This is a genomic window from Acinetobacter sp. NIPH 542, from assembly GCF_000369825.1.
Lineage (GTDB): Bacteria > Pseudomonadota > Gammaproteobacteria > Pseudomonadales > Moraxellaceae > Acinetobacter > Acinetobacter oleivorans.
This window is the reverse complement of record NZ_KB850209.1, coordinates 177,294-196,726: the sequence shown is the minus strand read 5'-3', so window position 1 is coordinate 196,726 and position 19,433 is coordinate 177,294. Positions and strand designations below refer to the sequence as shown.

The following is a 19,433-nucleotide window of genomic DNA, read 5'->3' as shown; positions in this document are numbered from 1 at the left end:
AAAACTAGGACAAGTTAAAATTTAAAAAAATATGGATCAACATTTCCCTAATTTACCTGATTTGGTACCCCAACGTGGTACTGCTTTAAGCCGGGCACTATTTAAGAAACTTTTTTTAGCGCAAGGTTGGACAATTGAAGGCGAAGTTCCTAATTTTCCAAAAGCGGTAGCAATTATTTCACCCCATACTTCCAATATTGATGGATGGTATGGCTTTCTTGCGATTTTCGGATTAGGTATCCAAATTACAGTATTGGGTAAAGATGCCCTCTTTAAACCACCGTTTAAGCGGGCATTAGACTGGGCTGGAGTCATTCCTGTTAAACGTGATACAGCTAATGGACTTACCGAACAAGTGGTTGCAACTATTCAAAAATATGACAAGATCTGGATTGGGATGGCACCCGAAGGCACACGTAAAAAAGCAAAAAAAATGAAAAGTGGTTTTTACCATATTGCCGCAAAAGCCAATATTCCCATTGTGATGTTTTCTTTTGATTATGACCGTAAGACGATTCATTGCTTAGGTCACTTAGACCCAAGTGGTAACTATGATGAAGATCTCGCCAAGATTTTTGAGCGTTATAAAGGAAAAATTTCACCCAAAAATCGCAATTGGCTTGCCGAACCTTTACAAAATCTATTGAAAAAAACCTAGCAAAAATTGAGCGAATCTGGTCTTATGGCCCTTCTTAATTTATCTCGACATAGATTATTTTTAAAGATGAAAATTGCTCAATTTGCCAGTATTGGATTTATCTCTCTAGCACTCTTTGGCTGTGATAAATTTAGCAAAACACCAACGCCGACTACCTCAATTAAAGCCCGTGAACCTGTAATTGCGCTTGCTTTAGGTGGCGGTGGAGCAAAAGGATTTTCACATATTGGTGTGATCAAGGTTTTAGAGTCTCATGGAATTAAGCCTAAAATTGTAACGGGTACCAGCGCTGGTAGCTTTGTTGGAAGTATCTACGCAAGTGGACAAACGCCTTATCAATTGCAAAGTCTGGCTCTGAAATTACAAGAGTCCGATATCCGTGATTTAACGCTTAACCGTCAAGGCATTATTCTTGGACAAAAGTTACAAGACTACGTTAACCGTAATGTTGGCAATAAACCGATTGAGAAATTCCCAATCCGTTTTGCGGCTGTGGCAACTCGTCTTGATAATGGTCAAAAGGCAGACTTTATTAAAGGTAATGCAGGCCAAGCAGTACGCGCCTCTTGCAGTATTCCAAATGTGTTCGTGCCAGCCACAATTGGCAATCAAAAATACATTGATGGCGGATTAGTTAGCCCAATTCCCGTTAAAACAGCTCGTGATATGGGTGCAGATATTGTGATTGCCGTTGATATTTCAGCGCGTCCAGCAGGTAATCGCCCAGCCAATATGTGGGGATTACTAGATCAAACCATTAATATTATGGGCCAACAAAGTATTAATGAAGAACTCAAGCAAGCCAATGTTGTGATTCAGCCTAAAGTGGGTCATTTAGGTACACTTGATCTCAAATCAAGTAATCAGGCAATTTTGGAAGGTGAAAAAGCTGCTCAAGCTCAAATTCGCCAAATTGAAAGTGCAATTGCAACCTTCAAAAAATCTCCAGCAGCATTTAAGCCCGCCCCACGTTCTAAATTTTAATTGAAGTGGTTTTTTTCTATCCACATTTCCTATCATCTGCTACAGTGGTAAAAGTGATATTAGTCACTTTTACCCATCATAAAGATATATAAAAGAGCAGATCTATGGAGTTTGTTGTACAACCTTGGCACTGGTTTGTATTGGGTATCTTACTTATTCTTTCTGAACTGATTCTACCTGCCTTTGCCGCACTCTGGTTTGGTATTGCCGCCATTATGGTGTGCATTCTCTATTGGTTATTTCCAGATATTAGCCTCACAACGCAAATTGTATTGTGGATAATATTATCAGTGCTATGCACCATTCTTTGGTTCAAGTTTATTAAACCCTTATCAATTGATAAAACGAAAGCGGGCCTCCCCCGTGAAGCAACTATTGGTCAAATTGGAATGGTTATTCAAACTGGTCTAGACCATGATCAAATTATTGTTCGCTTTCCAATGCCTATTTTAGGGGCCGATGAGTGGAATTGTCGGAGTACCACTCCTGTTAAAGTGGGCGATCGTGTCAGAGTTATTGACATTTCGGGTAATGACTTAATTGTTCAAACCCACAGTACTTCATAAACATTAAAGATAAAGAGAGGGTATTTTCATGCCAGTCGGTACTATTATTGTTTTAGCCTTTTTGGCTTTTGTAGGTGTTACCATTTTTAAAGGGGTTCGTATCGTTCCTCAGGGCTACAAATGGATTGTCCAACGTTTAGGTAAATATCACACTACTCTTAATCCGGGACTTAATTTTGTAATTCCCTATATCGATGAAGTAGCTTATAAAATTACCACGAAAGATATTGTGCTAGATATCCCGTCGCAAGAAGTGATTACACGTGACAATGCCGTATTGCTCATGAATGCTGTTGCCTATATTAATTTAACCACACCAGAAAAAGCAGTTTACGGTATCGAAAACTATACATGGGCGATTCAAAACCTTGTACAAACCTCATTACGTTCTATTGTCGGTGAAATGGATCTAGATGATGCATTGTCTTCACGAGATCATATTAAGGCTAAGTTAAAAGCTGCTATTTCTGACGATATTTCAGATTGGGGCATTACCTTAAAAACAGTCGAAATTCAGGACATTCAACCGTCTCATACCATGCAAGCTGCCATGGAAGAGCAAGCTGCCGCAGAACGTCAACGTCGTGCTGCTGTTACCAAAGCCGATGGTGAAAAACAGGCTGCTATTTTAAGTGCAGAAGGTCGTTTAGAAGCTTCTCGCCGTGATGCAGAAGCACAAGTCGTGTTAGCTGAAGCTTCTCAACGTGCAATTGAAATGGTGACCAGTGCAGTTGGCGATAAAGAGATTCCGGTTGCTTACCTTTTGGGTGAACAATATGTAAAAGCAATGCAGGATATGGCGAAATCTAATAATGCTAAAACTGTGGTTTTACCTGCCGATGTTTTAAATACAATTCGCGGTATTATGGGAAAGCATAATTAATTCAATTACTTCAAATAAGTAATTAAAATCAAGGCGGTGACTATCATGTCGCCGTTTTTTATATTATTGGTTTTTTAATCTTTTCTGATCTTTCAAAGGTAATTTCTTTACGACTAAATCATAAGAATCATGAATTAAATCTTGCAGTAAATCGCTTGTTAAGTTCTTATGCGGTGTAATCGAAATCCAATGTTTTTTATTCATGTGATAACCCGGAATAATAAATGAATAGAGTTCCTGATATTCCTGACTTTTATACGGATCACACTTCACATTAATCATTTTGACGCTTGCAACTTCTGTCGTCAGCATGAACATTTTCTCTAAAATTTTAAAAACTTCATAGTCTGGACCAAAAGGATGAGTCTGTTGACTAAAGGGAAGATTACGCGCAATTTCAATTGCTTTTTGATGGAGTTGTTCACCATTCATTTTTTTCTCCTTTATTCATTTCGCATGAATAGAAGTTATGAATATTGATTTAATATTATTAGTTCGTACGCGCTAAAAGAAATTGTGAGATATCAACTAATTCTTTTGCATTATCACCAAAATGAGCTAAAGCCTCAAAAGCTTGATCGTGCAATTCTTTGGCATAGATCTGTGCTTGTTCGAGACCCATTAAGGCTGGGTATGTCGATTTTTGCACTTGCTCATCCTTACCAGCAGTTTTACCCAAAGCTTCGGTACTCGATGTAATATCGAGAATATCGTCTAACACTTGAAAAGCCAGTCCAATCGTCTGTCCATATTGACGCAATTTTGGAATTGCCTGATCTGTTCCAGAAAAGATGGTGACTGCACCCATCATAATTGCGGCCTGAATGAGCGCACCAGTTTTATTACGGTGGATATTTTCTAGTTCGTCTTGAGCAATTTGCTTGCCTTCAGCTTGTAAATCTAAAACCTGTCCAGAGACCATTTTAGAGCTGGCAGTTGCTAAAATCTGCATTTGTTTTAATACAATCGCGGCATCAGTACCCTGCCCTTGTTCATCAAACAAACGGCTACCTAAAACCTCAAAAGCCATCGATTGTAAAATGTCGCCTGCAAGCAAAGCAGTATCTTCACCAAATGCAACATGACAAGTCGGCTGACCACGACGCAGTAAATCATTGTCCATACAAGGCAAATCATCGTGCGCTAGTGAGTAACAATGAATGAGTTCGACTGCAACCGCAGCACGACGAGCGGCCGCAAAATTTGGATTTGGCTGTAAAGAGGCAGTGGCATAACATAAAGCTGGACGCACACGTTTTCCACCAAGCATAACTGCATGGTGTACTGCACTTTTTAAAGGCTCTGGAATTGAGAACGCGGCCAATGTCGTCAATAAATCTTGTTGAATACGTTGTTGAGCTTGTTTTAAAACATCCGCATTAACTTGAGAGAGTGATGACACAGTCGCCTCGATAAAATCAGTAGAGAAATTTTATTGAATGTAATGAAGCATTCATGCGCTACATCATACACGATTCACTGTAAAAAGTGGTTGCTGAGTTTTTAAAGGTAGGCGTAAAAAAGCCTCTACATATTGAGAGGCTTTTATTTAGATAAAGTTTAGAAACTGTCACCTGGAACACGCACCCAACCTTCCATTAACACACGTGCACTACGACTCATAATGGCTTTTTTAACCGCCCATTGATCATTAACAAGTTCAGCTTGAGCGCCAACACGTAATGTTCCAGATGGATGCCCAAAACGTACTGCTTCACGTTCGCCACCACCAGCCGCTAAATTCACCAATGTACCCGGAATGGCAGCAGCAGTGCCAATCGCAACTGCTGCTGTTCCCATCATGGCATGGTGCAATTTACCCATCGACAAAGCACGGACCAGTAAATCAACATCACTCTCTGAAACAGGCTTACCACTCGAAGCGGTATAGTTTTTCGGTTTAGAAACAAATGCAATTTTTGGTGTGTGCTGACGTGCAGCTGCTTCTGAAATATCTTTAATTAAACCCATCTGTACCGCACCATACGCACGAATTTTTTCAAAACGTGCCAGTGCTGCTGCATCGCTATTAATATGATCTTGTAATTCAGTGCCTTGATAACCCAAATCTTCTGCATTTAAAAAAATGGTTGGAATACCAGCATTAATAAAAGTCGCTTGGAAACGACCAATATCAGGAACATCTAATTCATCAACAATATTCCCTGTAGGGAACATATCACCGCCTTCTTCGCCATCATCGGCTGGGTCTAAAAACTCAATTTGAACTTCAGCGGCAGGAAATGTCACCCCATCCAGCTCGAAATCACCAGTTTCTTGAACTTGACCATTGGTAATAGGCACATGCGCAATAATGGTTTTTTGAATATTTTTTTGCCAGATTCGAACCGTACATAGGCCATTTTCTGGAATACGATCTGCATCAACCAAGCCATTTGAAATCGCAAAAGAACCAACAGCAGCAGTCAAATTACCGCAGTTACCACTCCAGTCTACAAAAGCTTGATCAATTGAAACCTGACCAAACAAATAATCAACATCATGATCTGGCTGAGAACTTTTAGCGAGAATAACAGTTTTGCTGGTACTCGAAGTGGCTCCGCCCATCCCATCAATTTGTTTTCCATATGGATCTGGGCTACCTATGACACGTAGTAAGAGTTGATCTCTTGCTTGTCCTGCAACTTGAGCTTTTTCCGGCAAATCATCAAGCTTGAAAAAGACACCTTTACTGGTTCCACCACGCATATAAGTTGCTGGAATTTTAATTTGCGGTACTGAGCTCATATCAACTGTTATCCTTACTATTATGTTCTTCTATATCAAAACAAGCATTCTTGTTTACCCTTCTCTGCATCTTAAATTGTTTTAAGGCCAAGAGATAGCGATCTGCTTTATACATCAATCGTATTGACGCGAGCATATTTTGAGAATTTAGCAATATGCTTGCAATGACTTAATCTAAGCAAAATCCATGAAAAAAAGTCTATATGAAATTATATTTTTTAGAGCACTTTTCACTCTATATTGAAATATTAAAAGTAAACCAATGATTTTAAATATATTTTAATATTACTTTTCAGTCACAGCTTATTAATTTGTAGTCTAGGCTAAAATAACTCCATCTATTAGAATAATTTACTTATTCATTGTGAGTGAAGACCTTTGACCAACGAATCTTCTACACTGCAACGAGGACTAAAAAATCGACATATCCAATTAATTGCTATGGGTGGAGCAATTGGTACCGGATTATTTTTAGGCTCGGCGCAAGTGATTCAATCTGCGGGACCATCCATTATTTTAGGATATGCCATTGGCGGCTTAATCGCGTTTTTGATTATGCGTCACTTGGGAGAAATGATTGTTGAAGAACCTGTTGCAGGATCGTTCAGCCATTTTGCGTATAAATATTGGGGGAAATTTCCCGGATTTTTAACCGGATGGAACTATTGGATACTCTATGTTCTGGTTGCGATGAGCGAACTCACCGCGGTAGCCAAATATATTAATTATTGGTGGCCTCATATTCCAGCGTGGACTTCTGTCTTATTTTTCTTTGTCGTGATTACGGCAATTAACTTAACCAACGTCAAATTTTATGGGGAGTCCGAATTCTGGCTCGCTATTATTAAAGTTGCTGCGGTTATCTCTATGATTGTGTTTGGGCTTTATTTGCTCTTTACAGCAGATGTAGGTTCAAGCATTTCATTTAGTAACCTTTGGTCTCATGGTGGATTTTTTCCAAATGGCTTTAGCGGCCTATTCTATATGTTGGCTTTCTTGATGTTCGCCTTTGGTGGTATTGAACTGATTGGTATGGCCGCAGCAGAAGCAAAAGATCCGAAAAAAACCATTCCAAAAGCAATTAACCAAGTCGTTTTCCGTATCTTGATTTTCTATATCGGTTCATTAGCAATCTTACTTTCATTAGTGCCATGGAACCAATTAGATCTCGGCGGTCTCGACAAAAGTCCATTTGTTATGATTTTTAGCCAAATGGGAATTGGTTGGGCGGCACACTTACTGAACTTTATTATTTTAACTGCTGCTCTATCTGTTTATAACAGTGGGATGTTTGCAAATAGCCGTATGCTCTACAGTCTCGCTCAACAAGGGAATGCACCAAAAGTTTTTGCAAAAACCAATAAACAAGGGGTTCCTATTCCCGCTGTTCTGCTTTCTGCTTTATTAATCTTTGGTTGTGTTCTTTTGAATTACTTTGTACCTGAAGATGCTCTTGGACATCTTATGTACGTCGTGGTTGGTGCACTTGTTCTAAACTGGGCAATGATATCAATTACACATTTGAAGTACAGACGCTTTGTTAAGCACGCGAATATTAAGACATCTTTTCCAGCGTTATGGTCACCTTTTAGTAATTACTTAGTTTTAGCGTTTATTGCTGTGGTTCTCTATATTATGTGGACTCAAGGCTTCAAAGAGTCAGTAATGATGATCCCTATTTGGATTACGGCAATGCTCGTACTTTTTGACTATTTAAATCCTAAAAAACTAGATTCCATTGAGAATCCGGAAGAATAAATAAATTTAAAAAGCCATTGTCTCGACAATGGCTTTTTTATTCATCATTAGAAAATTACGCGTTGTAAGTATTAAAATCTCTTCGACAATAAAACTAGACGTTATGCATACTTATACTGACGCGAACAGTAAGCTCGTTCAATTTCTGGCGAACGTAATTGCTGATGCTTAGTTTTACGCCCTGCCATACGTTTGCGCCAGAGTTTGAAACTATTGGTTTTCAGGTTATATCTCATTAAACGAATAACTTCACTTTCACTTAAGCCATATTCTCGCTCAATTGCTTCAAATGGAGTGCGATCTTCCCATGCCATTTCAATAATTCTAGATAAGTCCTGTTCATCAATTTTTTTCATGTTATGCCCTTTTGAATTATACGATAGTCAAATCTGATTTTTAACAAACAACCTTCTAGGAATAACTTCACCTACTCGATTGCTTGTCTTAAACCTTTTCGTGTTTTGCTTCAGATCGTAGAAAGATCAACATGAATTTTTTGTGATTTTTTAGCTTTCTAAACTGTTTTTTTATAAGACATAAGTGTTCAAAACCATTGAATGTTCCAACTTTATCTTTATTGCTCACTATGGCAAAAGTTTTTAATAACTAAAACGTAAAAAAGCCATTGCCTTCGCAATAGCTTTTTTGTTTATAATCATAAAATTATGCGCCCTTAGCTTAACTGGATAGAGCAGTTGCCTCCTAAGCGACCGACGTGGGTTCGAGTCCCGCAGGGCGCACATATTTCATCACTTAATCCTTCACTTCAGCCAACAATGTTTCAGCTGCAAGTTTTCCTAAATTATTAGAAGCAAGCGGACTATCACCAGTTAGCAATTTACGGTCTCTATGACATTGACCTGTAATGCCCTTATTTAAAATTTCTACACCAAGTTTTTCAAGGTTTTCACCTACTAGCCAAGGTAAAGCTCCAGGCATATAACCAATATCAATATTTGCTCCTTTATCTAATGAATCAGGGAATACACAAATTTGATAACCTTTAAAAATATAGTTTTCTGGCTGTTCATCTACTGCCGCAGCAAGTAATGAAGCTGGACCATGACATAATGTAATAATAAATTTATCTTGTTCAACTGCCCATTTAAGAACTTTTTTCACCTCAAGGCTATGTGGAATTTTAGCTAATACGCCATGCCCCCCTGGAATGAATACAGCCGCATATGGTGAGTTTTCCCCCACTGCGTTTTCTAAAATATCAGTTAGCTTTAATGGATTTTTTAATTTATCTGCATATTTCTGGAAGGTGTCTAATACAACTTGTTCTTGCTTTGGCATCGCCCACATTTCAAGTTTAGCAGGGTTCCCAGAAAGTGTCGCAACATCAATTTCAAAGCCTGCATTATCTAAATGAAACATCGGTAAAAGCATTTCTACAGGATGGTTACCTGTTGAAAAGAACTTACCATTTTGCATCTGGATATAACGTTCATCAGTTGCAATCATTAAAACTTTTTTATTGCCCACATACGGCGTTGAATAAGTCGTGCCATCGTAATCGGTTTTAGGAGCAGTATATTGACTTAGTGAATAAGGTGATGGGAAAAAGGCATTATCTTCAGCCAAATCTGGAGTAGGATTTTTATCATCAATATTTGCGGTATTCATTGTTACTATCCTTTTTCATCAGTATGGAAAGAAATAATAAGGTAAGAACCAATTGTTATTTCTTACTCAATTTATAGGTGAAGTTATGGAGCTGGTGCAATCTGCCAATAGAATTTGGCAATTTTTATAGAGAAATAGGCAGAATCTAGAATTATAAAATTCAGTTTAGGCGAACCTGTCGTTCGCCCAAACTTCAATGATTACAGTGTTACGCATTCATTTCTAAAACGATCTTTCCAATATGATCACCTTGCTCCATACATGCGTGAGCACTTTGTACATCTGAAAAAGTATACGTTTTATAGATTTGCGGTAAACATTTACCTTGAGCCAATAATGGCCATACATGCTCATGCAAAGATTGTGCAATCTCTGCTTTTTCTTGGCTATTACGTGCTCGCATTGTTGAACCCGTAATTGTGGCACGTTTTAAAATCAGTTTTTGTAAATCAAATTCTTTTGCGATTCGACCACCCATAAAACCAATAATGACAAGTCGGCCATCACGTTTTAATAGATTTAAATTTTTCGTGAAATAAGAACCACCCACAATGTCCAAAATGACATCAACACCTTGATCTTGAGTATGTTTCAAAATTTCTTGCTCAAAATCTTGGGTTTTATAGTTAATTGCTGTGGTGAAGCTAGAGAGTACTTCAACTTTATCTTCACTACCAACGGTAGCAAAAGTTTTAATTCCTAAAGCTTGGCAAATCGCTAAAGCTGTGGTTCCAATACCACTTGCCCCACCATGAATCAGTGCAGTTTCATCTTTCTTTAAACAGCCAATATCAAATAGGTTTGCCCAAACCGTAAAAAATGTTTCTGGAATTGCAGCAGCTTGCGTAAAAGATAAATTTTCAGGTATTGGCAATACTTGAGTTGCAGTTACGGCACAATATTCTGCATAACCACCGCCATTTGTTAGAGCACAAACTTTATCACCAACCTTGAATTGATCTACTTGTTCACCTACAGAAACCACGACACCAGCGACTTCAAGTCCGGGTATTTGAGTAACACCTTTAGGCATTGGATATAATCCCATACGCTGCAAAACGTCAGGACGGTTAATTCCAGCAGCCTTTACCTCAATTAAGACTTCATCTGCTTGAGGTACTGGAAGACTAGCATCTTGAACTTTTAAAACCTCTGGTCCACCAGGAGCCGTAATTTCAATAATTTTCATGGTTGTTGGAAGGGTCATAAAATACTCCATGTTTGATTTATATTTCAAAATACTAATCTACGTTAAATAATTGAGGACTTGGGTGGAACGCCAAACAGTCGCTTAAATTCTCGGCTAAATTGTGAAGCACTGACATAACCCACTTCATAGGCGGCTTCTGCTACACCCATTTTATTGTTCATGATCAACTCACGAGCCTTATGTAACCGAATAATTTTGATGTACTGTAAGGGCGAATAATTCGTCACCTTTTTAAAAGTTTGATGAAAAAGCGAGATGCTCATGCCTGCTTGTTTCGCCAACTCTTGAACCGTTAAGTTATGATAATAATCACGCCGAATAATTTCACAAATGGTGTAAATCACGCCATTACGACTTGCTATAGCCGATAAACTCTCGACTAGATTGCCACCTGAGGCCTGCACCACACGATAAACCAATTCTCTTTTAACTTGCTCACCCAATATAAAAGTATCTTGTTTAGAGCGAAGTAAATTGAGCAATCTGAGAGCAACCTCTGAAATGGTCGCATTCATGTCAATCACTCTAAGCCCACAGCTTAATTTTAAATCTTCCGAGTGAGCATCTTCAGTAACCACTTGTAGCTGTTTATCCATTTTAGTAATGAGATCAGCCATCATTGGTGGTTCAAATTTTATTGCAATCGCCAACATGGGGTCATTATTTTCAACAACAGTATCGCAATCAAACGGTATTGCAATTGAGATAAATAAGCACTGCCCTTGTTGAAATTGAAAGATTTCCTTACCAATATATCCTCGCTTTAATCCCTGTATCACTAAAACAATTGAGGGTTCTTGCAGCACAGCAACAGGAGGTGTGGAATGATCTACACGCATCAAAGTAATGTTAGAGATAAAAGTAGGATAGAGACCTTCTGCTGGAGCCAAGTGCAAAAATGCATCGACCAAATGTTCTGTAAGATGATTTTGCGGCATAATTTTATTGTGAGAAGTAATCTAATAATCAATATAACAATGAACCTAAAATGAAAACATCTGTCTTACGTTTACTTTGTATAAATAGGCAATTCAAATCAATTTTTAGGCATAAAAAAACCTAGAGCATTCTAGGTTTTCACTTCATCAGATTATTTAAGCCGATAAATTAAAGAACATTGCTGCAATCAAAATGATTACACCGAGTACAATTCGATACCAAGCAAATACGCGTAACGTATGACGCTCTACAAATAGAACCAATGCTTTTACAACAAACAACGCGGCAATAAAAGCAGCAACAAAACCTACCCCAATATTAATCATATTATCGGCGGTCAGTACGTCAGCATTTTTAACCAAGTCAAAAGTTGCAGCACCCAACATGGTTGGCATAGCAAGGAAGAAAGAGAATTCTGTAGCAGCCTTACGCGATAAGCCCGCAAACATTCCGCCCACAATTGTTGCGCCTGAACGTGAAGTTCCCGGAATCATGGCAACACACTGAGCAAGTCCAACTAAAAGCGCTTGTTTAAAAGTAATTTTGGTTGCATCGAGTGTCTTATGTTCAAATTGTCTAGATTCAACCCAGAAAATAATAAGTGCCCCGACAATTAAGGCAATCGCCACCACAATTGGGCTGAATAAAACACTTTTAATAAAGTCTACTGCCAAAACCCCAATAATAACTGCGGGGAAGAATGCAATAAGCACACTGATAGCAAAATGACGTGATTCCACATCACCACTAAAGAAGCCTTTAATCAAGTTAACAATTTTTTGTCGGTATAACCAGCACACTGCCAAAATAGCACCTAACTGGATTACGACCTCAAATACACGACCGCCGTCTGAATGGAAATCGATAATATGACCAAATAAAATTAAATGGCCTGTACTCGAGATTGGTAAAAATTCAGTTAAGCCTTCGACAAAGCCTAAAAACAGTGCTTTTATAACTTCAAAATTTTCCATCACTTGCTCAAAAAGTTAATCACCAGAAAAGTCTAAAAATTTGTTTTATATCATGTACAAACCATAGTTTTGGCCTAGTTCATGCCCAATATCAGATCATTTCTAGCATTTGTGGTTATTGCCCTTAGCAAAAGGCGGTTTATTTAAAGGGGAATAATGTATCACATCATCATGACAATCTTAGGTTAACTATCGTAAAAAGATGAACTTGGTTAAGAACTACAAAATTTCTTATTTCATAGCTAAAGATTTTTACGCTTATTGACCCTAAAAATGATCTTAAAAAGACATTACAAAAACATGATATTATTTTTCTTACATGCAACTCATATCAAAAATTCTATCTGAATGAAAAATACCAAAATTAATGCACGTCATCTTATTATCGATTTATTTCTTTCCTCCGCTTATCCTCAGCTCACCATTAAACAAATATTGATCGCCGCTAAACTCTTTAATATGAGTGACAACGGTATTCGTGTTGCTACGACTCGGCTATTAAATGAAGGCATGATAGAAAGCGTTGAGCGCGGTATTTATCAACTTTCGCCATCAACCAAAGACTGGGCAAAAGTCATTTTGAATCGTAAAAATGGCATTAAACAGACCAAAGAATGGCAACAGAATTATCTGGCAGTATTTACGGGGACATTAGGGCGTATAGATCGGACCGCTTTAAAAAAGAGAGAACACGCTTTACATCAATTTGGCTTTAGAGAGCTCGAAACTGGAATTTATATACGTCCAGACAATTTAGCTTATAGCTTTGAAAAAACATTTGAAGAACTCGTTTTAGCAGGGCTTGAAAATGAAGCCAAAATTTCTATTATTCAAAGATTTGACTCAAAAACAGTTTCGTTAATTCCTTCTTTATGGGATACAAAGCAACTTGAAGAAAATTATGAGATGTATAGTCAAGATATTCAAGAATGGCTTTTGAATTATAAAAATTTATCCTTAAACGAGGCTGCCACTCAAGCTTTGTTATTAGGACGTGAAACGATTACCTTACTCATGAATGATCCTCTGCTACCCCCTCCATTTGTTAACGAACATGCCCGCAATCAGTTTGCTCAGAATGTACAGCAGCTCGATTCGATTGGACAAAAACTTTGGCAGAAACTTTATGAAAATGAATTAGCCCATTAAAGGGCGATTTATTTTTTTACAAACAAATATTACACTTTTTGAAATTTTATGATTATATTGGTAATATAAAATATGGATACCAAAATCTGATTTGGGAGAATAAAAATGAATACACAAGTCAGTGTGACCGATCTCTTTAGCAGAGAAGAAATACAGGAACTCACACAACCCTCAGATGCATATGGTGCTTGGGCTGTTGCAAGTACATGGGCTGTTATTGGCGGAACATTTGCCAGTTTAATCATGATGTGGGATTACTTACCGAGCTGGGGCAAATTACTTGCTTGTATGCTTGCCTTAGCAATATTAGCTGGTCGCCAGTTATGCCTAGCAATTTTGATGCATGATGCATCGCATAAAAGCTTGTTCAAAAATAAAAAAATAAATGACTTTGTAGGTGAATGGCTATGCGCCCGTCCGATCTGGAATGATCTACAAAAATATCGCGTACATCATGTACGTCATCATGCAAAAACCTCTACGCCAGATGACCCAGATCTTTCTTTAGTTTCTGGCTTTCCTGTAAGCAAAAAATCTCTTACTCGTAAATTCTTACGCGACTTAACGGGTATGACCGGATTAAAGTTTAGCTTTGGTCGAGTGTTAATGGATCTCGATTTAATGAAATGGACGGTTGCAAATGATCAAGTCTGGCTAGACCGAAGTAATAAAGACTTCGTTGACTATGCTAAAAGTATTATAAAAAACAGTAGCGGAGCCATTGCAACCAATGTAGCTCTTTATGGTGTTTTAAAAGCTTTTGGTCAACAACGGTTTTATTGGTTATGGCCTTTAGCTTATTTAACACCATTCCCATTATTTTTAAGAATTCGCTCCATGGCCGAACATGCAGGGATGCAAACGAGCAATACCGCTTTAACCAATACCCGTACGACACGTGCAGGTTGGATTGCTAGAAGCTTTGTGGCCCCTATTCATGTCAATTACCACATGGAGCACCATTTAATGGCTTCGGTGCCCTACTTCAAATTGCCGCGTATGCATCGTTTATTGAGAGATCGTGGCCATGTTCCAGCACCACCTAGCTATTTTGAAGTAATTGAATCACTCTCATCTAAGCCAGAACAATCTACTTAATTAACTCAAATGATAAATGAAAGGCCATAAATTTATGGCCTTTTAACTTAAATCATCCATCTTCTGTTGGGTTTGGAAATATTTAGGCGTAACACCCATCCAGCGCTTAAATGCACGGGTAAAGTGAGAAGTCTCGGCATAACCCAGCATTAAAGCCACTTTTTCAATCGACATGTTATTTTGAGCTAAAAGTTTCTGGGCCTGCTCTTTTTTCAGTGAGTCTACTAAAAAGGTAAAACTAGTTTGATCAAGAGCTAAATAGCGTTGCAGGGTTCGCTCTGACATATTCATGATATGAGCCACTTGCCCAACTTTCAGTGCCTGAATCTCCCCATTCAAAAGCAATTTTTCAGCAACTTGTTTGACTTGCCCTTTCCAGCCACTTTTTAACTTTAATTTCTCTATATCCCGCTTACATTGTGCATTTAACAACGGCGCTAGCATTGGGTCCGCCGTTAATACAGGCTGTGCTAAATACTCTTTTGGAAATATCCAACGATTACACTTTTGATTAAATAAACAAGTGACAACCAGTTGATGACCTATTTGGGAAAAACCTACCGGTTCTGGCATTTGTAATTCAACTTTTCCTAAATGAGAAAGCCCTGTTAATTTTTTTGCAATTTGAACAAAACCAACTAACAAAAAAATGTTGGCATTTGGACTCAACTGAAATGCATTGACGGGCTGATGAATTGACCAACATGCATCATTATCGTCTTGTTTTAATTCTGGTTTAAAAACCTTACAACGTGAGCCAATGAACTGTTCAAGAATTTTCAGCGCTTCTCCTAAATTTGGAGAAACTATAGCAGCCATTCCGACTGAACCATAACATGAAGCCGTCATACTTAAAGCTAAATGCCCAGCTAATGCTGGCTCTTTGCATAACTCGATCGCCCGTTCAACAAGCTCATTTAACATGTTCAACTCAACATACCAGTAGGGCTTTTTTAATTCTTCTAAGGTTATTCCACTTCCATCTAAAAGCTGCTCACCAGAGACACCCCACCGCTTAACAGTCTCGACTAATAAGTTAATATAAGTTCCGGGTAATTCTGGATTCATGAGCACCCATTGAGCAAAATAAAATGGCGCGAAATGGTAAAAACTGTCAGTTCATGAACTATGCCATGCTTTTAAATTGATGCATAGTTATTCAAAACAAAATCCGCTGAATTGCACTAGACAGCACAATTTCTGAAAAGAATACAGGTCACCTTATGAACATTCTGATTGTCCATGCTCATCCAGAACCACAGTCTTTTACCACTGCTCTAAAAAGTACAGCCAAGCAAACCTTAGAAAAATTGGGGCACACAGTAGAGATTTCAGATTTATATGCGATGCAATTTAACCCTGTTGCGTCCAAAGAGGATTTTCTAGAGCTTAACCAACCTGATTATTTTAACTATGCCCTCGAACAAAGAAATGCCAGCAAAAATCAACTTCTAGCTCCAGTTATTCAAGCAGAAATTGAAAAAGTAAAAAAAGCTGATTTAGTTATTTTAAATTTCCCACTTTATTGGACATCTGTTCCAGCAATTTTAAAGGGCTGGATTGATCGTGTGTTCGTCTCGGGCTTGTTTTATGGTGGTAAGCGGTTTTATGACCACGGCGGCATGGCAGGTAAAAAAGCGATGTTGTGCTTAACACTCGGTGGTAGAACACACATGTTTGGAGAGAACTCAATTCACGGCCCAATTGAAAATTATTTATCATCGATTCAACGTGGTACTTTGGCATATGCCGGTTTTGAAGTTTTACCACCATTCATTGCTTATCACGTACCTTATATTAGTCAAGAAGCACGAGAAACCCTTATCGACGACTACGTAACCTACCTCACTCATCTAGACAAGCTTGAACCACTAAAATTTCCTAAGCTTGAGCAATTTGATGAAAAACTATATCCACTCTAATGCTGTGTTTGAGCTCTAAAAATTAAATAGCCGAATCTATCTTTATATTTTTGGCTATTCTCTCTCATAGTTACTCCCGAACAGAGAGGCAAAAACGCAAAAAAAATAGATCAAATGGTAAAAAAACTAAGGTAAACTTTTTTATAAAATTAAGAATATAAAAGTTAATCAATAATATACAGATGTAGAGAAACTAGACTTATCAACTAAAAATGACAACTACTACTCATTTCATAATCGATTAATTCATATTTTTACAAAAAAATCTTTGACCATTTTTCTTGGATTTGTGACAAAAATGTCACTAAAACAAACATCATCAATAATAGTTAAAAAATATAAATATCAATGAATTAAAATAATTTACTAATAAAAATATTCCTTCATATTTCATTCATTATTGGCACTATTTGTATAAAAAGTGAGTACTCCTCAGTTCATATAACAGATTTACTCTTATTGTAATTATGCTATTTTTGTTACATGGAGTTATCAAAGCTTTTATAAGTTGTAATTAGAAGCTTTGAAGGCAACACAGTTTAAACGGTTTAACTCTGTTACTTTTAAAAAAATGTCTTGAAGTTCAAGGAAAGATTAAAATGAAATTAAAACATCTGAGCACTGCAATGATTTTAGCAACGCTGCCTGCAACTGGGGTTTTTGCAGCAGCATTGGATCGCTCTGGACAATCAATGTCTGCATTTTTGCAGCCTGGTAACTACTTTGAAGCTGGTATTTCTGTTTTAGACCCAGATGTAGCGGGTAAAGAAGCAGGATCAAGCGCAACTCGCCGTGATATTAGTGACATGGGTAATGATTATTATTTCCCAAGTGCGGCATTAAAACTACAACTCAATGATAAATTCTCTTTCGGTCTACTCTATGATCAACCATTTGGAGCAGATGCAGAATATTCAGGTAATAATGTATTCGTTTCGAATCCAGGCACTGATACTATTTTAAGTCAAAAAGCATTAAGTGACTTAGCAACCAGTTCAATTAACAAGTTAGTTCAAGCATCTGGATCAGAATTTACACCAGCTCTTATAGCTGTGACGAATGCTACTGGTGGTGATCCTACAAAACCAACTCAAACAGAGATCTTAGGCGCATTACAACAAGTTGCTAAAGGTGGAAATACAACTGTAGGTGCAGGACTAACAGCACTACAAAATACTCAAAATGCTATTAATGCAGCAAATAATTATTTAGGTAAGGGTGCAACTAAAGTTAAAGTTGATACACAAAACTTATCTTTTGTTTTTGGTTTCCAACCGACTCAAAACTTCAATTTCTACGCTGGTCCTGTATTACAAACAATTAAAGGTAATGTAAGTTTACGAGGTCAAGCTTATAGCCTTTATAATGGTTATGATGCAAATATTAAAGAAACAACAGGCGCGGGTTGGTTAGCAGGTGCAGCTTATCAAATTCCTGAAATTGCACTTAAAGCATCTGTAACTTACCGTTCTGAAATTGATCATAAAGTGGATATTAACGAAAATTTATCTATATTAAATTTCCCTGGTCTTACTTCAGTACTTGCTGGTTTAGATGTTCCAGCTTCTAAACTTCAAGCAATTAACTCATCTGGTAAAACTACAATTACAACACCACAGTCTGTTAACCTTGATTTCCAAACAGGCATCATGGCTGATACAGTTGCGTTTGCCAATGTACGTTGGGTGAATTGGAAAGATTTCTCAATTCAACCATATAAATTTGGCAAAGTCTCAGAAGCTGTAGGTGGTCTTGTTGGACGTCCAAATGGCTTTAACCTAGTTGAATACTCTGATGACCAATGGTCTGTAAACGCTGGTGTAGGTCGTAAACTTACCGACAAGTGGGCTGGTAATGTATCTGTAGGTTGGGACTCTGGTGCAGGTAATCCTATAACAACTTTAGGTCCAACAGAAGGTTACTGGAACGTAGGTTTAGGTGTTCAATATAGTCCTACTCCACAAACGTTTATTGCTGGCGGCGTAAAATACTTCTGGTTAGGTGATGCCAAAGCTCAAACAGGTGCACAAGCAGGTAGTGATGACTATGTTGCAGAGTTCTCTGACAACAATGCAATCGCTTATGGTTTAAAACTTGGTTATAAATTCTAAGTTTCAAAATTGATTTATATAAAAAAGGCGCTTTAAGCGCCTTTTTTTATTATTTATCGCTTATGCTGGAATGCTACGCTTTGAAACTGAACGGATTGCTTCTTTTAATGCATCATATCCGTGGATAGCTGGAAACTGTGGGAACTCTGCAATCACGTTTGCAGGTGCATCAAATAAGAAACCGTGGTCAGCTTCTCCAAGCATCGTTGTATCGTTATACGAATCACCCGCTGCGATTACACGGAAATTTAAACCATGTAGTGCTTTAACAGATTCACGTTTTTGATCTGGTTGGCGTAATTTATAAGCCGTGATCATTCCTTCTTCATCAGTCTCTAATTTATGACAGAAAATTGTTGGCCACCCTAATTGCTTCATTAAAGGATGCGCAAACTCATAAAACGTATCTGATAAGATCACGAGTTGGAAATGGGTACTCACCCATTCAACAAACTCTTTTGCACCAGGTAATGGCCCCATCTCGGCAATGACTTCTTGAATGTCATTTAAGCCTAAACCGTGTTGTTTTAAGATATTAAGACGCTGAGTCATTAAAACATCATAATCCGGAATATCACGAGTTGTCGCCTCGAGTTCTTTGATCCCTGTTTTTTTAGCGAAATTGATCCAGATTTCAGGAACTAAAACCCCTTCAAGATCTAGGCATACGATTTCCATGAATGCTTCCAACGTTGGTTAAAAATTGCTGTATCATACCACTAAGATTTTCAGTTTTGCGTTGTTATTGATCAAATCAATTTTATTCATAAGGATCGAAATTAAAGTGCTAAGCACTTTATTCAC

Annotated in this window: 19 protein-coding genes and 1 tRNA gene; 10 read left to right on the top strand and 10 right to left on the bottom strand. The window is 37.8% G+C overall.

Features of this window, described 5'->3' with window-relative positions; genetic code table 11:
• Nucleotides 1-31: 31 nt before the first annotated feature.
• The 4 genes from F886_RS19175 to F886_RS19160 all read left to right on the top strand — a co-directional run bounded on the left by F886_RS19175 (nucleotide 32) and on the right by F886_RS19160 (nucleotide 3,091).
• The gene (locus F886_RS19175) at nucleotides 32-658 is read left to right on the top strand and encodes a lysophospholipid acyltransferase family protein (RefSeq protein ID WP_005309935.1); all 627 of its coding nucleotides are present in this window, start codon (nucleotides 32-34) and stop codon (nucleotides 656-658) included.
• A 66-nt stretch (nucleotides 659-724) separates the two neighbouring features.
• A complete protein-coding gene (locus F886_RS19170) occupies nucleotides 725-1,642 on the top strand; it encodes a patatin-like phospholipase family protein (protein WP_034591625.1) in 918 nt (305 codons plus the stop codon).
• Between the two features lie 104 nt (nucleotides 1,643-1,746).
• Nucleotides 1,747-2,208: an NfeD family protein gene (locus F886_RS19165; protein WP_005309929.1), complete on the top strand. Its 462-nt coding sequence runs from the start codon at nucleotides 1,747-1,749 to the stop codon at nucleotides 2,206-2,208.
• A gap of 28 nt (nucleotides 2,209-2,236) precedes the next feature.
• Entirely contained in the window at nucleotides 2,237-3,091 is an 855-nt protein-coding gene (locus F886_RS19160; protein ID WP_005036413.1) for an SPFH domain-containing protein, read from the top strand.
• A gap of 63 nt (nucleotides 3,092-3,154) precedes the next feature.
• On the opposite strand, the gene F886_RS19155 is transcribed toward F886_RS19160, so the two are convergent.
• The 3 genes from F886_RS19155 to prpF form a co-directional block, all read right to left on the bottom strand.
• Complete coding sequence (locus F886_RS19155; protein ID WP_005309926.1) at nucleotides 3,155-3,523, bottom strand: MmcQ/YjbR family DNA-binding protein; 369 nt, start codon at nucleotides 3,521-3,523, stop codon at nucleotides 3,155-3,157.
• 58 nt (nucleotides 3,524-3,581) lie between these two features.
• Nucleotides 3,582-4,493 carry a polyprenyl synthetase family protein gene (locus tag F886_RS19150; RefSeq protein WP_005036411.1) on the bottom strand — a complete coding sequence of 304 codons (912 nt, stop codon included), beginning with the start codon at nucleotides 4,491-4,493 and terminating at the stop codon, nucleotides 3,582-3,584.
• 158 nt (nucleotides 4,494-4,651) lie between these two features.
• A complete protein-coding gene (gene prpF / locus F886_RS19145; protein WP_005309923.1) occupies nucleotides 4,652-5,839 on the bottom strand; it encodes a 2-methylaconitate cis-trans isomerase PrpF in 1,188 nt (395 codons plus the stop codon).
• 378 nt (nucleotides 5,840-6,217) lie between these two features.
• Between prpF and F886_RS19140 the strand changes: the two genes are divergently transcribed.
• The gene (locus F886_RS19140; RefSeq protein WP_004789335.1) at nucleotides 6,218-7,597 is read left to right on the top strand and encodes an amino acid permease; all 1,380 of its coding nucleotides are present in this window, start codon (nucleotides 6,218-6,220) and stop codon (nucleotides 7,595-7,597) included.
• A gap of 101 nt (nucleotides 7,598-7,698) precedes the next feature.
• Here the strand turns inward: F886_RS19140 and F886_RS19135 are convergent, their stop codons facing one another.
• Entirely contained in the window at nucleotides 7,699-7,953 is a 255-nt protein-coding gene (locus tag F886_RS19135) for a TIGR03643 family protein (protein WP_003655360.1), read from the bottom strand.
• Between the two features lie 311 nt (nucleotides 7,954-8,264).
• Here F886_RS19135 and F886_RS19130 point away from each other — a divergent pair.
• Nucleotides 8,265-8,337: transfer RNA gene (locus F886_RS19130), tRNA-Arg, on the top strand.
• Nucleotides 8,338-8,350: 13 nt separating this feature from the next.
• On the opposite strand, the gene hchA is transcribed toward F886_RS19130, so the two are convergent.
• The 4 genes from hchA to F886_RS19110 form a co-directional block, all read right to left on the bottom strand.
• A complete protein-coding gene (gene hchA / locus F886_RS19125) occupies nucleotides 8,351-9,226 on the bottom strand; it encodes a glyoxalase III HchA (protein ID WP_005309917.1) in 876 nt (291 codons plus the stop codon).
• Nucleotides 9,227-9,434: 208 nt separating this feature from the next.
• On the bottom strand, nucleotides 9,435-10,445 hold the full coding sequence (locus tag F886_RS19120; RefSeq protein WP_081402327.1) for an NAD(P)H-quinone oxidoreductase: 1,011 nt from the start codon (nucleotides 10,443-10,445) through the stop codon (nucleotides 9,435-9,437).
• Between the two features lie 32 nt (nucleotides 10,446-10,477).
• On the bottom strand, nucleotides 10,478-11,374 hold the full coding sequence (locus tag F886_RS19115) for an AraC family transcriptional regulator (RefSeq protein WP_005309910.1): 897 nt from the start codon (nucleotides 11,372-11,374) through the stop codon (nucleotides 10,478-10,480).
• Between the two features lie 156 nt (nucleotides 11,375-11,530).
• Entirely contained in the window at nucleotides 11,531-12,349 is an 819-nt protein-coding gene (locus F886_RS19110) for an undecaprenyl-diphosphate phosphatase (RefSeq protein ID WP_005309907.1), read from the bottom strand.
• A 348-nt stretch (nucleotides 12,350-12,697) separates the two neighbouring features.
• Here F886_RS19110 and F886_RS19105 point away from each other — a divergent pair, with 348 nt between their 5' ends.
• Together F886_RS19105 and F886_RS19100 are read left to right on the top strand one after the other, a co-directional pair.
• Nucleotides 12,698-13,498 (top strand): PaaX family transcriptional regulator C-terminal domain-containing protein, encoded by an 801-nt coding sequence (locus F886_RS19105; RefSeq protein ID WP_005309904.1) that lies wholly within the window; start codon nucleotides 12,698-12,700, stop codon nucleotides 13,496-13,498.
• 105 nt (nucleotides 13,499-13,603) lie between these two features.
• A complete protein-coding gene (locus F886_RS19100; protein ID WP_005309901.1) occupies nucleotides 13,604-14,596 on the top strand; it encodes a fatty acid desaturase family protein in 993 nt (330 codons plus the stop codon).
• 42 nt (nucleotides 14,597-14,638) lie between these two features.
• Here F886_RS19100 and F886_RS19095 read toward each other — a convergent pair whose 3' ends face one another.
• The gene (locus F886_RS19095; protein ID WP_005309898.1) at nucleotides 14,639-15,664 is read right to left on the bottom strand and encodes an AraC family transcriptional regulator; all 1,026 of its coding nucleotides are present in this window, start codon (nucleotides 15,662-15,664) and stop codon (nucleotides 14,639-14,641) included.
• A gap of 155 nt (nucleotides 15,665-15,819) precedes the next feature.
• Here F886_RS19095 and F886_RS19090 point away from each other — a divergent pair, with 155 nt between their 5' ends.
• Complete coding sequence (locus F886_RS19090; RefSeq protein WP_005309895.1) at nucleotides 15,820-16,518, top strand: NAD(P)H-dependent oxidoreductase; 699 nt, start codon at nucleotides 15,820-15,822, stop codon at nucleotides 16,516-16,518.
• A gap of 599 nt (nucleotides 16,519-17,117) precedes the next feature.
• Entirely contained in the window at nucleotides 17,118-18,629 is a 1,512-nt protein-coding gene (locus F886_RS19085) for an OmpP1/FadL family transporter (RefSeq protein ID WP_005309892.1), read from the top strand.
• Between the two features lie 60 nt (nucleotides 18,630-18,689).
• Here the strand turns inward: F886_RS19085 and thrH are convergent, their stop codons facing one another.
• On the bottom strand, nucleotides 18,690-19,307 hold the full coding sequence (gene thrH / locus F886_RS19080; RefSeq protein ID WP_003655338.1) for a bifunctional phosphoserine phosphatase/homoserine phosphotransferase ThrH: 618 nt from the start codon (nucleotides 19,305-19,307) through the stop codon (nucleotides 18,690-18,692).
• Nucleotides 19,308-19,433: the final 126 nt, after the last annotated feature.